Source organism: Enterobacter sp. fkY84-1 (genome assembly GCF_052974705.1).
Genome location: NZ_CP169393.1, coordinates 1,564,249 through 1,577,917 on the forward strand (window position 1 = coordinate 1,564,249; position 13,669 = coordinate 1,577,917).

10 protein-coding genes are annotated in these 13,669 nt (G+C 54.9%); 4 read left to right on the plus strand and 6 right to left on the minus strand.

The genetic code is table 11. From position 1 onward, the window contains the following. The first annotated feature begins 117 nt into the window (after positions 1-117). The 3 genes from ldtD (at position 118) to ACEPLT_RS07305 (ending at position 3,335) form a co-directional block, all read left to right on the plus strand. Complete coding sequence (gene ldtD, locus ACEPLT_RS07295) at positions 118-1,941, plus strand: L,D-transpeptidase (RefSeq protein WP_032674470.1); 1,824 nt, start codon at positions 118-120, stop codon at positions 1,939-1,941. A 174-nt stretch (positions 1,942-2,115) separates the two neighbouring features. Further along, entirely contained in the window at positions 2,116-2,667 is a 552-nt protein-coding gene (locus tag ACEPLT_RS07300; RefSeq protein WP_008499951.1) for a YcbK family protein, read from the plus strand. Between the two features lie 20 nt (positions 2,668-2,687). Beyond that, the gene (locus tag ACEPLT_RS07305; RefSeq protein WP_008499950.1) at positions 2,688-3,335 is read left to right on the plus strand and encodes an MBL fold metallo-hydrolase; all 648 of its coding nucleotides are present in this window, start codon (positions 2,688-2,690) and stop codon (positions 3,333-3,335) included. 48 nt (positions 3,336-3,383) lie between these two features. On the opposite strand, the gene aspC is transcribed toward ACEPLT_RS07305, so the two are convergent. The 4 genes from aspC to pncB form a co-directional block, all read right to left on the minus strand. Beyond that, positions 3,384-4,574, minus strand: a complete 1,191-nt coding sequence (gene aspC, locus ACEPLT_RS07310) for an aspartate transaminase (RefSeq protein ID WP_008499949.1) — start codon at positions 4,572-4,574, stop codon at positions 3,384-3,386. A gap of 184 nt (positions 4,575-4,758) precedes the next feature. Further along, positions 4,759-5,817, minus strand: coding sequence for a porin OmpF (ompF, locus tag ACEPLT_RS07315; protein WP_032674472.1), 1,059 nt, complete (start codon positions 5,815-5,817; stop codon positions 4,759-4,761). Between the two features lie 606 nt (positions 5,818-6,423). Then, positions 6,424-7,824 carry an asparagine--tRNA ligase gene (asnS, locus tag ACEPLT_RS07320; RefSeq protein WP_021240867.1) on the minus strand — a complete coding sequence of 467 codons (1,401 nt, stop codon included), beginning with the start codon at positions 7,822-7,824 and terminating at the stop codon, positions 6,424-6,426. A 166-nt stretch (positions 7,825-7,990) separates the two neighbouring features. After that, complete coding sequence (pncB, locus tag ACEPLT_RS07325) at positions 7,991-9,193, minus strand: nicotinate phosphoribosyltransferase (protein WP_232928326.1); 1,203 nt, start codon at positions 9,191-9,193, stop codon at positions 7,991-7,993. Positions 9,194-9,447: 254 nt separating this feature from the next. On the opposite strand from pncB, the gene pepN reads away from it, so the two are divergent. Then, positions 9,448-12,060, plus strand: a complete 2,613-nt coding sequence (gene pepN / locus ACEPLT_RS07330) for an aminopeptidase N (RefSeq protein ID WP_032651183.1) — start codon at positions 9,448-9,450, stop codon at positions 12,058-12,060. A 50-nt stretch (positions 12,061-12,110) separates the two neighbouring features. Here pepN and ssuB read toward each other — a convergent pair whose 3' ends face one another. Continuing rightward, complete coding sequence (gene ssuB, locus ACEPLT_RS07335; RefSeq protein ID WP_032674473.1) at positions 12,111-12,881, minus strand: aliphatic sulfonates ABC transporter ATP-binding protein; 771 nt, start codon at positions 12,879-12,881, stop codon at positions 12,111-12,113. Beyond that, entirely contained in the window at positions 12,878-13,669 is a 792-nt protein-coding gene (gene ssuC / locus ACEPLT_RS07340; RefSeq protein ID WP_032674474.1) for an aliphatic sulfonate ABC transporter permease SsuC, read from the minus strand. The genes ssuB and ssuC overlap by 4 nt, the downstream gene beginning before the upstream one ends.

Sequence of the window (13,669 nt, forward strand, 5' to 3'; positions counted from 1 at the left end):
TAGGGCTGCGTTATCTTTAAACTTCTTTACATAAGGTAAGGCAACAGCTTAGCCGTCTACCTATAATGAAAGAAAGCCCCAACGTGATGGGCATGTCGTGAAAACAGGGGGCAAGGGATGTTGCTTAAGAAAGAATGTGGTCGTCAGCTGTCGGCGCTAAGTCTATGCCTGGCAGTGATGTTTGCTCCACTGTTAACCGCCCAGGCCGACGAGCCTGAAATTGTGCCGACTGACAGCTCGGCAACGACAGGCACGCAGCCTACGTCGTTGTCCCAGCCGCTGGAGCAATCTCCGGCGACAGCGATCATGGCCGGTATTAAGCCGCTGCCGGAAGGCATCGACGCCGAATCGCTCAGCCAGCAGCTGCAGTCGGGGCTGCCGTCAGGCTACACGCCTGTCTATCTCAATCAGCTCACGCTGCTTTATGCTGCCCGCGATATGAAACCGATGTGGGAAAACCGCGATGCCGTGCGCGCCTTCCAGCAACAGCTGGCGGAGGTCGCAATTGCAGGGTTTCAGCCGCAGTTTACAAAGTGGGTTGAACTGTTAACCGATCCTGCCGTAACAGGGCAGGCGAGAGATGTGGTGCTTTCCGATGCCATGATGGGTTACCTGCAGTTCGTGGCGGGTATTCCGGTCAATGGCAACCGCTGGCTGTACAGCGATAAGCCGTATAAGCTCGCGACGCCAGCGCTATCGGTGATTAACCAGTGGCAGTTAGCCCTGGATAATGGCGAACTGCCGCGCTTTATTGCCAGCCTCGCACCGGTGCATCCACAATACGCCACGCTTCACCAGTCGCTCCTCGCGCTGGTGGGCGACTCGCGCCCATGGCCGCAGATGCGCGGCGCCGCGACGCTGCGTCCGGGGCAGTGGAGCAGCGATGTGCCTGCTCTGCGCGAGATCCTGACGCGCTCGGGTCTTCTTGAAGGCGGGCCACATATCGCCCTGCCAGGCGACGATCCGCAAAACGCGGCGGTCAGCCCGTCAGCGCCCGTGAAAGAGAAAAAAGCGATTGCCGTCGGCAATAAACCCGCAGCATACGATCGCGAGCTGGTTGCGGCAGTGAAGCAATTCCAGGCCGCTCAGGGACTGGGAGCCGATGGCGTCATTGGCCAGACGACGCGAGACTGGCTGAACGTATCGCCTGCGCAGCGGGCAGGGGTGCTGGCGCTCAATATCCAGCGTTTGCGCCTGCTGCCGGGAACCCTTTCTACCGGCATTATGGTTAACATTCCGGCGTATTCCCTGGTCTATTACCAGGACGGTAGCGAAAAACTGGCGTCGCGCGTGATTGTCGGGCGTCCGGATCGCAAAACACCGATGATGAGCAGCGCGCTCAATAACGTAGTCGTTAACCCGCCGTGGAACGTGCCGCCGACGCTGGCGCGTAAAGACATTCTGCCGAAGGTCTGGAACGATCCGGGTTATCTGGAACGTCATGGCTATACGGTGATGCGTGGATGGAACAGTAAAGAGGCTATCGATCCTTATATGGTCGACTGGTCGACAATCACGGCGTCAAACCTGCCGTTCCGTTTCCAGCAGGCACCGGGGGCGCATAACTCTTTAGGGCGTTACAAATTCAATATGCCGAGTTCTGACGCTATCTATCTGCACGATACGCCGAACCACAACCTGTTCCAGAAAGATACGCGCGCGCTGAGTTCTGGCTGCGTGCGTGTGAACAAAGCCTCGGAGCTGGCCAATATGCTGCTGCAGGATGCGGGCTGGAACGATACGCGCATTTCGGATGCCCTGAAACAAGGGGATACGCGTTACGTTAATATTCGGCACAATATTCCGGTCAATCTTTACTATCTGACGGCGTTTGTGGGCGAAGACGGGCGGACTCAGTACCGTACAGATATTTACAATTATGATCTCACCGCGCGATCCGGCGCACAAATTTTGCCAAAAGCGGAACAATTAATCAGGTAAATGAAGCAGTTCGGGAAAATTGATTGTCGTAAGTTAGGGTGAATAAGGGGCTATATCGCTGCAAGCCGCGTATTCACTGGGGTTGGGCGCCTTGACGTACCCGGTTTTGCCAGTTAAGGTGCCCTTCGTGCGCTATGCATATTACGATTTCTTTTACCTGTAGACCTGATTATCATGGACAAATTTGACGCTAATCGCCGCAAACTGCTGGCGTTAGGTGGTGTTGCGCTTGGCGCAGCGGCCATCTTGCCGACGCCAGCATTTGCCACCCTCTCGACACCTCGTCCGCGAGTTTTAACGCTCAACAATCTTCATACCGGTGAGTCGCTAAAAGCGGAGTTCTTCGATGGCAGAGGCTATATTCAGGATGAATTAGCAAGACTTAACCATTTTTTCCGTGATTTCCGCGCGAATAAAATAAAAGCCATCGATCCAGGACTGTTTGATCAGCTTTACCGCCTTCAGGGCCTGCTGGGTACCAGCAAGCCGGTGCAGCTTATTTCTGGTTATCGCTCTGTTGATACCAATAATGAACTGCGCGCCCACAGTCGCGGGGTAGCGAAAAAAAGCTATCACACGAAGGGACAGGCAATGGATTTCCATATTGAGGGCGTTTCGTTAGCCAATATTCGCAAAGCTGCGTTATCTATGCGCGCAGGTGGTGTAGGATATTACCCCAGCAGCAACTTTGTGCATATTGATACCGGTCCGGTTCGGCACTGGTAATAACGAAACACAGGAGCAGTATGAACTATCGTATTATTCCGGTTACCGCGTTCTCCCAGAATTGCTCACTCATCTGGTGCGAACAGACTAAACTGGCCGCGCTTGTCGATCCCGGCGGTGACGCTGAGAAGATCAAGCAGGAAGTCGCCGACAGCGGCGTGACGCTTATGCAGATTTTACTGACGCATGGTCACCTCGACCATGTGGGCGCAGCGGCTGAACTGGCTGAACACTACGGCGTGCCGATTGTCGGTCCGGAAAAAGAAGATGAGTTCTGGCTACAGGGGTTACCCGCCCAAAGCCGCATGTTTGGCCTGGATGAGTGTCAGCCCCTGACGCCCGATCGCTGGCTGAACGAAGGAGAGCGCGTTAGCATAGGGAATGTGACTTTACAGGTGTTGCATTGTCCTGGGCATACGCCAGGCCATATCGTCTTCTTTGATGACCAGTCTCGTCTGCTGATTTCCGGCGATGTGATTTTCAAAGGTGGCGTAGGACGCAGCGATTTTCCGCGCGGCGATCACGGGCAGCTGATTCAGTCGATTAAACAGAAGTTATTGCCGCTGGGTGATGATGTGACGTTTATCCCTGGGCACGGTCCGATGTCGACGCTGGGCTATGAACGGCTCCATAATCCGTTCCTTCAGGATGAAATGCCTGTCTGGTAACCCGAATAAAAAAAGCCTGCATGATGCAGGCTTTTTTATGGGCGCAAATTACAGTACGGCGACAATCGCTTCGCACAGCGGCGCCATGTTGTCAGGCGTCATGCCTGCAACGTTCACGCGGCCAGACGCTACGGCGTACACGCCGAACTCTTCACGCAGACGCAGAACCTGCTCTTTGGTCAGACCGCTGAACGAGAACATGCCGTTCTGTTTGATGATAAAGCTGAAGTCGCGGTCCGCGCCTTTCTCCGCCAGGGTGTTCACAAACAGCAGGCGCATGCGTTGAATACGCTGACGCATATCGTTCAGCTCTTGTTCCCAGATGGCGCGCAGCGCATCGTTGCTCAGGATAGTCGCAACGACAGATGCACCGTGTGCCGGCGGGTTAGAGTAGTTAGCGCGGATAACGGATTTCATCTGGCTGAACGCGCGATCGACGGTTTCATCGTTAGCCGCAACCAGCGTACAGGCACCTACACGCTCATTGTACAGACCAAAGTTCTTGGAGTAGGAGCTTGCAACGATCAGCTCCTGATGCACCGCGGCGAACGCGCGCAGGCCTTCGGCATCTTCTTCCAGACCACGGGCGAAGCCCTGGTAGGCAAAGTCAAACAGCGGCAGCCAGCCTTTTTCTACGGACAGCTTCGCCAGATGTTCCCACTGCTCAAGCGTTGGATCGATACCGGTTGGGTTGTGGCAGCAGCCGTGGAACAGCACCACGTCACCTGCTTGCGCTTCGCTCAGGCTTGCCAGCAGGCCGTCAAAGTCCAGAGAGTGGTTTGCTGCGTCGTAGTAGGCGTATTCACGCACTTCCAGACCCGCAGAGTTAAATACGCTCTTGTGGTTCGGCCAGCTTGGATTGCTTACCCAGACACGCTTCACAGAGGTGTTTTTCGCAAGGAAATCCGCCGCCACGCGCAGCGCGCCGGTACCGCCCGGGGTCTGTGCCGTACGGGCACGTTTGTCACTCACAATTGCACTGCCTTTACCGAACAGCAGCTCCTGGGTGCAGCGACCAAATTCAGGGATACCATCAATACCGAGGTAGTTTTTGGTGGTTTCGTTTTCCAGCAGATACTGCTCAGCTTTCTTAACGCTGGTCAGTACCGGAGTTTTGCCGGTTTCATCTTTATATACACCAATACCCAGGTTGATTTTGCCAGGGCGGTCGTCGGCACGAAACAGATCGGCCAGGCCCAGAATCGGGTCGGCAGGAGCGGCGGTAATGTTCTCAAACATGACGAAGTTCCATTGTGATTACAGAAGTGAAATCCGCTATCAGGTTAACGGTAGATTTACAAAATGCCAACCGTTTGCGACGAAAAGCGTGCGGCTTTTCAAAAGTCGCCATTATTTTCTGTCAGGCATAAAAAAACAGGGCCGAAGCCCTGTTCATTAAGCATATAACAAAGAGGTGTACTGATTAGAACTGGTAGACGAGACCCAGTGCTACAGTGTCATCGTTGTTGATGCCCAGTTTGTTGTCATCTTTCAGCTGGTTGATCTGGTAGTCAACATAGGTGGACATGTTTTTGTTGAAGTAGTAAGTCGCGCCAACTTCGATGTAGTTGATGAAATCTTCATCACCAATGCCTTCAACATCTTTCGCTTTAGATTTGTAGTAAGCGATGGATGGACGCAGACCGAAGTCGAACTGATACTGAGCGACAACAGAGAAGTCCTGAGATTTGTTAGCGAAACCGCTGCTGCTCAAACGCGCGGCGTTGTGCATTTCGCCGTACAGCGCTGCCAGGTAAATGTTGTTTGCGTCATACTTCAGGCCAGTTGCCCACTGCTCAGCTTTATCGCCTTTACCCCAGACCAGCTTTTGCTGGCTGTTGGTACGGTCAGCTGCGCCGTACGCACCTACAACGCCAAAGCCTTCGAAATCATAGCTAACTGAGGTTGCCCAGCCGTCACCGTTAGAACGTACTGCATCATCACGGTCATTTTTGCCCAGATACTGAACGCCAAAGTTCAGACCGTCAACCAGGCCGAAGAAGCCGCTGTTACGGTAAGTCGCCAGACCACCATTACGGCTGGAGAAGAAGTTATCGCTCTTGCCAGTGTCGCCACCCCATTCTGGCAGCATATCGGTGATGCCGATTGCATCGTACACCAGGCCATAGTTACGACCGTAGTCGAAGGAGCCTGCATCACCGAATTTCAGACCTGCGAACGCCAGACGGGTTTTGTTACCGCTCTGAGCATCGGCGCCTTCGGAGTTGTTACCCTGGAAGTTGTATTCCCACTGGCCATAACCGGTCAGCTGGTCATTGATTTTCGTTTCGCCTTTGAAGCCCAGACGAGCGTAAGTCTGGTCGCCGTCGTTGCCAGCATAGTCAGAGAAGTAATGCAGACCAACCGCTTTCCCGTAAAGATCCAGTTTATTAGAGTCTTTGTTATAGATTTCTGCAGCGTTGGCTGCACCGGCTACCAGCAGGGCAGGGATTACCACTGCCAGAATATTGCGCTTCATCATTATTTATTACCCTCATTGGTTTTTTTATGACACTCGCCACTGCCGTCAATAAATTCTGTCAATAAATATTTCCGGAACTATTGATGAGAGTTTGGTGTCTTTATGTATCTGACAGGCATCTTTCCATTCGCCGAAGCGTTTCGCTAGCCTGAAAGTGCTACAATTCTCAAGATTGAGTAACCAAAAGAAAATATATGTAACTAAATGTGTATTTTTGGGAACTTTGTGAACCACCTCAAACTTCAGAACGCCCTGGTGAATTAAGCGACAGTATCTATCCTATATATATGAATTCCTTATGATTAATTTGGATAAAGGCAATTCATATAAACAGACGATAAACGACTCGTTTTTTCTTATGACGCCGAAAAGCCTTCTGGATGGCTGTAAAATTGGTTGAAATTTGTGCTATTGCTTGAGGATGTAATAAGCGCAATAAGAATGGGGTTTATTTTTTGTGGCTGGATATTTCGCGGAAACAAAACGTAACAGGTAGTGGTTGTGACGGGGTGAAGGTTTGAAGATGCTGACTTTACGCTGACGAAAACTGACAATACAGGATAAAATAATGGCCAGCACAGGCTGGCCATTTTAGTCTTTTACCGATTAGAAGCTGGCGTTACGTGGCGTACGTGGGAACGGAATCACGTCACGAACGTTCTGCACACCGGTCACGTAGGCAATCAGACGCTCAAAGCCCAGACCAAAACCGGCGTGCGGTACGGTACCGTAACGACGCAGATCGCGGTACCAGCTGTAGTCCGCAGGGTTAAGACCCATCTCTTCCATACGCGCGTCCAGCACGTCCAGACGCTCTTCACGCTGAGAGCCACCGATGATTTCACCGATGCCCGGCGCCAGGACGTCCATCGCTGCCACGGTTTTACCGTCTTCGTTAAGGCGCATATAGAAGGCCTTAATGTCTTTCGGGTAGTTTTTAACGACAACCGGCGCTTTGAAATGCTTCTCGGCCAGATAGCGCTCGTGCTCAGACGCCAGGTCTACGCCCCAGTAAACCGGGTTCTCGAACTTCTCACCGCATTTCTCGAGGATCGCCACCGCGTCGGTGTAGTCCACCTGCGCAAAATCGGCAGAGACGAAGCGCTCCAGACGGGCTACCGCGTCGCTGTCTACGCGCTCGGCGAAGAATTTCATGTCGTCCGGACGCTCTTCCAGCACCGCTTTGAAGACATACTTCAGCATCGCTTCCGCCAGACCCGCGACATCGTCCAGGTTGGCGAACGCCACTTCAGGCTCCAGCATCCAGAATTCCGCCAGGTGACGGCTGGTGTTGGAGTTTTCGGCACGGAAGGTAGGGCCAAAGGTGTAGATTTTAGACAGCGCGCAGGCGTACGTTTCGCCGTTGAGCTGACCGGATACGGTCAGGAAGGCCTCTTTACCAAAGAAATCTTTGTCATAGTCCACTTTACCTTCCGGGGTGCGCGGCAGGTTTTCGAGATCCAGCGTTGAGACGCGGAACATCTCACCGGCGCCTTCCGTATCGGACGCGGTGATCAGCGGGGTAGACACCCAGAAATAACCCTGCTCATCGAAGAAACGATGCAGCGCCTGCGCCAGCGTGTGGCGGACACGGGCAACCGCACCAATCAGGTTGGTACGTGGACGAAGGTGCGCCACTTCACGCAGATATTCAATGCTGTGACGTTTAGCCGCCATCGGATAGGTATCCGGATCTTCAACCCAGCCGGTGACTTCAATGGCAGAAGCCTGAATTTCGAAACTCTGACCCTGGCCCGGGGATGCCACGACCACGCCGGTGACGATAACGGAACAGCCCGTCGTCAGGTGCAGAACGTCATCATTGTAATTGGGCAGAGAATTATTAATGACGGCCTGTACAGGATCAAAGCAGGAACCGTCATAGACGGCAAGGAAGGAGATGCCAGCTTTAGAATCTCGGCGGGTACGCACCCATCCGCGCACGGTGACTTCTGAGTCAACGGCGACACGGCCCTGGAGTACGTCGGCTACAGGCACAACGCTCATAATATTCTCTCTGTTAATAGTCGGAAAAAATAAACACTTGTCCACCCTTATGGGGGGATATCTATGTTACCTGCCATCCGCTATCAGACAAGTAAATTTCGCGGTCAAAAGGGAAGAATTGAGAAATAAATAAGAAGAGGGGAGCCATGAAGGCTCCCTTAAGCGCTTAACTGGCTTTTTTGATCTGGGGAAGATCGAAGGCTTTGCGCAACGCGCGGACAAACGCCTTGTCATGGCAGATGGTTTTGCCCGGGCTGTCGGAGAGTTTCGCCACCGGTTTGCCGTTACATTCCACCAGCTTTATCACGATATTCAGAGGTTTTACCTGAGGAATGTCGCAGGTTAACCGGGTACCGATCCCGAAGCTCAGGTTCACTCTGGCGTTGAAATGGCGATAGAGTTCGACGGCTTTCGCCAGATCGAGATTATCGGAGAAGACCAGCACCTTGCTCATCGGGTCAATGCCCAGTTTCTCGTAATGGGCAATCGCCTTCTCACCCCACTCAACCGGATCTCCGGAATCGTGGCGCAACCCCTGATAACGCTCCGCAAATTCAGGTCCAAAGTCGCGCAGGAAGGCATCCATCGTAATACAGTCCGTGAGGGCAATTCCGAGTTGATTCGGGTACTCCGCAAGCCATGCGGCCAGCGCTGCGCGCTGGCTCTTGGCGAGGTCAGGGCTAATTTGCTGATGCGCCTGGAACCACTCGTGCGCCTGGGTACCCATTGGCGTCAGATTGAGGCGACGGGCCAGATCGTAGTTACTGGTGCCCACGAACCACGGCTCCTGCTGCAGACGTTTAACGATGGCCTCCTGTACGTCGCGCGAAAAACGGCGGCGGGTGCCAAAGTCCATCAGGCGGAAGCGGGACATGTCCAGCCCTGCGGTCAGCGTGGAGAAGTCAGCGAGTTTCTTTTCCAGCGAGGCCACCGCCTGCGCTACGCCCGTTTCCGGGGAACGGTAGCGGTGAGCCAGTTCACTGATTACCGCCAGAAGCGGCACTTCCCACATGATCACTTCCCGCCACGGACCTGCAAGGCGAATATCCAGCTTGCCGTTATCGTTAACCACGGTGACCTGCTCCGGCTTATAGCGGAAGTCGCGCAGCCAGTTCAGGTAGTCGGCTTTGAAGAAAGGCAGGCCAGAAAGCCACTGATATTCCTCGTCCTGCAGCGTCAGATGCTGCATAGCATTGACCTGTTCACGAATGGCGTCTGCGTAGATACCGAGCAAGTCGTCGCCACGGCAGCGGAATTCCGCCGCGACATGAACGTCATAGTAATGGTGGAAAACGGCTTGCTGCATGTGCAGTTTATACGCGTCGGTATCCAGCAACGTATGCAGAACTGGAGAAGCGAATTGAGTCATAGGTGCGCAGTAGCATCCTCTCACAGGAGCGTTTAGTACAATAAACAACTCCGGAGTATACCTTGTTTAGTGATTTATTGAACCCCGATCACAACATAAGCGCGTTTTATGGTCGAGGGCATTTTGTGCCCCGTGTTATACAAATGTAGCAAAAAAAGGTATTGACCCTGAAAAGATGAACATTCTGCATAGCGCGTTTTGCGCAACAGGAATATATTGAAACGTTACTCGACAAACGATGCATAAGGTTTTCTATGACACAACAGCCACAAGCCAAATACCGCCACGACTACCGTGCGCCGGATTATCTGATTAGCGAAATCGATCTGACTTTTGACCTGGATGCCACTAAAACCGTTGTCACGGCGGTGAGTCAGGTGACGCGCCACAGCGCAACTGCTGTGCCGCTGCGTCTGGATGGCGAAGACCTGACGCTGGTCTCCCTGCATATTAATGATGAAGCCTGGTCAGACTATAAAGAAGAAAACAACCAGCTGGTCATCGACAACCTGCCGGAACAGTTTACGCTGCGCATCGTGAATGAAATCAGCCCGGCCGCCAACACCGCGCTGGAAGGGCTTTACCAGTCAGGCGTGGCGCTGTGTACCCAGTGTGAAGCGGAAGGGTTCCGCCACATTACCTGGTATCTCGACCGCCCGGACGTCCTCGCGCGCTTCACCACCAAAATCATCGCCGATAAAACCCTGTATCCCTTCCTGCTCTCCAACGGCAACCGCGTAGGCGAAGGCGAGCTGGAGAATGGCCGTCACTGGGTTCAGTGGCAGGATCCGTTCCCGAAACCGTGCTACCTGTTTGCGCTGGTGGCGGGGGACTTCGACGTGCTGCGCGACACCTTCAAAACGCGCTCAGGCCGCGAAGTGGCGCTGGAGCTGTTTGTTGACCGTGGTAACCTGGACCGCGCGCCGTGGGCGATGACCTCGCTCATCAACTCCATGAAGTGGGACGAAGAGCGCTTTGGCCTCGAATATGACCTCGACATCTATATGATCGTTGCCGTTGATTTCTTCAACATGGGCGCAATGGAGAACAAAGGCCTGAACGTCTTTAACTCCAAATACGTGCTGGCGCGCACCGATACCGCCACCGATAAAGATTATCTCGATATCGAACGCGTCATCGGCCACGAATATTTCCACAACTGGACCGGTAACCGCGTCACATGCCGCGACTGGTTCCAGCTGAGCCTGAAAGAGGGCCTGACCGTCTTCCGTGACCAGGAGTTCAGCTCCGATCTGGGTTCACGCGCGGTGAACCGCATCAATAACGTGCGTACCATGCGCGGCCTGCAGTTTGCGGAAGATGCCAGCCCAATGGCGCACCCGATCCGTCCGGATAAAGTCATCGAAATGAACAACTTCTACACCCTGACGGTGTATGAGAAAGGCGCTGAAATTATCCGCATGATCCACACCCTGCTGGGGGAAGAGAACTTCCAGAAAGGGATGCAGCTCTACTTCGAGCGTCATGACGGCAGCGCGGCCACCTGCGACGATTTTGTGCAGGCGATGGAAGATGCTTCTAATGTCGATCTTTCCCACTTCCGCCGCTGGTACAGCCAGGCCGGTACGCCAGTTGTTACCGTCAAAGACGACTACAATCCGGAAACCGAGCAGTACACGCTGACCATCAGCCAGCGCACGCCGCCGACGGCAGAGCAGGAAGAGAAATACCCGCTGCATATTCCGTTCAGCATTGAGCTGTACGATAACGAGGGCAAAGTCATTCCATTGCAGAAGGGCGGCCACCCGGTACACCACGTGCTGAACGTGACCCAGGCCGAGCAGACCTTTATCTTCGATAACGTCTACTTCCAGCCGGTGCCTGCGCTGCTGTGTGAATTCTCCGCGCCGGTGAAGCTGGAGTACAAGTGGAGCGATCAACAGCTGACGTTCCTGATGCGTCACGCCCGCAACGACTTCTCCCGCTGGGATGCGGCGCAAAGCCTGCTGGCGACCTACATCAAGATCAACGTAAACCGTCACCAGCAGGGTCAGCCGCTGTCGCTGCCTGTTCACGTAGCTGACGCGTTCCGCGCGATCCTGCTGGATGAGAAGATTGACCCGGCGCTGGCCGCTGAAATTCTGACCCTGCCGTCAGCAACGGAAATCGCGGAGTTGTTCGAGATTATCGATCCGATCGCGATCGTGGCGGTGCGTGAAGCGCTGACCCGTACGCTGGCTGCTGAACTGGCGGACGAGTTCCTCGCCATTTATAACGCCAACAAGCTTGACGCTTATCGCGTTGAGCATGCGGACATTGGTAAACGTTCTCTGCGTAACACCTGCCTGCGCTATCTGGCGTTTGGTGAAACCGAGCTGGCGAACACCCTGGTGAGCAAGCAGTATCACGAGGCGGATAACATGACCGACGCGCTGGCCGCACTGGGCGCAAGCGTTGCCGCCGAACTGCCGTGCCGCGATGCGCTGATGCAGGAGTATGACGACAAGTGGCATCAGGATGGTCTGGTAATGGATAAATGGTTCATCCTGCAGGCGACCAGCCCGGCGGCCGATGCGCTCAGCAAGGTGCGCAGCCTGCTGAAGCATCGTTCCTTTACCCTGAGCAATCCAAACCGCGTGCGCTCGCTGATTGGCGCGTTTGCCAGCAGCAACCCCGCCGCGTTCCACGCCGAAGACGGCAGCGGTTATCAGTTCATGGTGGAAATGCTGACCGAGCTGAACAGCCGTAACCCGCAGGTGGCGTCGCGTCTGATAGAGCCGCTAATCCGCCTGAAACGCTACGATGAGAAGCGTCAGGCGAAGATGCGTGCCGCGCTTGAGCAGCTGAAAGGGCTGGAAAACCTGTCTGGCGATCTGTACGAGAAGATTGCTAAAGCGTTAGCGTAATAAAAGTTTACCCTCCCTCTCCCTGTGGGAGAGGGCCGGGGGTGAGGGCATCAGGCATTAGCCTTAGCTCGCTGTAACTCCGTGCTCCCGCGTTTCATCACCCGATCCAGCACTTCTGCCTCCAGCTCCGCCAGTCTTGCCGAGCCCACGTGACGAGGCCGTGGAAGATCCACCGTCAAATCCAGACCGATTTTTCCTTCCTCTATTAACAGCACCCGGTCGGCCATTGCGACGGCTTCGCTCACGTCATGCGTCACCAGCAGTACCGTAAAGCCGTGCGTCTGCCAGAGGGAACCAATCAAATCCTGCATTTCGATTCGCGTCAGGGCGTCGAGCGCGCCCAGTGGTTCATCGAGCAAGAGCAGGCCCGGACGGTGAATCAACGCCCGCGCCAGCGCCACGCGCTGCTTCTGCCCACCCGAAAGGGCAGCAGGCCATTCATCGGCGCGATTTTCCAGCCCAACGGCGGCCAGCGCCTGGCGGGCTTCATCCCGCCAGTTACCCTTAAGACCGAGCCCGACATTGTCGATAACCGATTTCCACGGCAGCAGGCGTGCATCCTGGAACATCATGCGGGTATCGTCCTGAATATTCGAAAGCGGCGTCGTTCCTGCCAGAATGTCGCCGCCGTTGGGGGCTTCCAGTCCGGCCAGCAGCCGTAGCAGCGTACTCTTGCCGCCGCCGCTGCGCCCGACTACGGCCACAAACTGCCCGGCGGGAATATGCAGATCCAGCCCGTTAAGAATGGTGTTATCGCCGTAACGTTTGGTGACACCGTTCAGCAGTAACGGGGTCCCCTGATTCAGTCGTGCAGTATTCATGCTTTCGCCTCCTGAAGGGTATAGGCCGGATTCCAGCGCAGCCAGCTGCGCTCCAGCCACTGGGCGCTGACGTCAGCGAGTTTGCCGAGCAGGGCATAAAGGATAATGGCAACTACCACCACGTCCGTTTGCAGGAATTCGCGGGCGTTCATTGCCAGATAACCAATCCCGGAGTTAGCTGAGATGGTTTCCGCCACAATCAGCGTCAGCCACATCAGGCCGAGCGCGAAACGCACCCCGACCATAATGGAGGGCAGGGCGCCCGGCAGAATCACATGAACAAAGAGGGAAAAACCCGATAAGCCGTAGCTGCGCGCCATCTCCACCAGACCACGATCGATATTGCGGATGCCGTGCCAGGTGTTGATGTAAATCGGGAACAGCGTGCCCAGCGCCACGAGGAAGATCTTGGCGCTCTCATCAATCCCAAACCACAGAATGACCAGCGGGATCAGCGCCAGATGCGGCACGTTGCGCAGCATCTGGATGGAGGTATCCAGCAGCCGCTCGCCCCAGCGTGAAAGGCCGCTCAGCAGACCCAGAACCAGCCCGATACTGCCGCCGATGGAAAACCCGATCGCGGCGCGCCAGGAGCTGATCGCCAGATGCTGCCACAGCTCTCCGCTGACGCTCAGCGACCAGAACGCTTCTACAACGCCCTCCGGAGAGGGCAGAATGCGGCTCGACAGCCAGCCGGTGGACGATGCGAGCTGCCAGAGCGCCACAATGCCGACGGGTAAAAACCACGGCGCGGCGCGCAGCAGCCATTTTTGTGAGGTGGCAGACAT

Bases quoted from the DNA above. Each gene is read 5' to 3' on its own strand.
- ssuC (WP_032674474.1), bottom strand. From the start codon at position 13,669: ATGTCTGCCACCTCACAAAAATGGCTGCTGCGCGCCGCGCCGTGGTTT.
- pepN (WP_032651183.1), top strand. From the start codon at position 9,448: ATGACACAACAGCCACAAGCCAAATACCGCCACGACTACCGTGCGCCG.
- ompF (WP_032674472.1), bottom strand. From the start codon at position 5,817: ATGATGAAGCGCAATATTCTGGCAGTGGTAATCCCTGCCCTGCTGGTA.
- aspC (WP_008499949.1), bottom strand. From the start codon at position 4,574: ATGTTTGAGAACATTACCGCCGCTCCTGCCGACCCGATTCTGGGCCTG.
- ACEPLT_RS07305 (WP_008499950.1), top strand. From the start codon at position 2,688: ATGAACTATCGTATTATTCCGGTTACCGCGTTCTCCCAGAATTGCTCA.
- ssuB (WP_032674473.1), bottom strand. From the start codon at position 12,881: ATGAATACTGCACGACTGAATCAGGGGACCCCGTTACTGCTGAACGGT.
- pncB (WP_232928326.1), bottom strand. From the start codon at position 9,193: ATGACTCAATTCGCTTCTCCAGTTCTGCATACGTTGCTGGATACCGAC.
- ldtD (WP_032674470.1), top strand. From the start codon at position 118: ATGTTGCTTAAGAAAGAATGTGGTCGTCAGCTGTCGGCGCTAAGTCTA.
- asnS (WP_021240867.1), bottom strand. From the start codon at position 7,824: ATGAGCGTTGTGCCTGTAGCCGACGTACTCCAGGGCCGTGTCGCCGTT.
- ACEPLT_RS07300 (WP_008499951.1), top strand. From the start codon at position 2,116: ATGGACAAATTTGACGCTAATCGCCGCAAACTGCTGGCGTTAGGTGGT.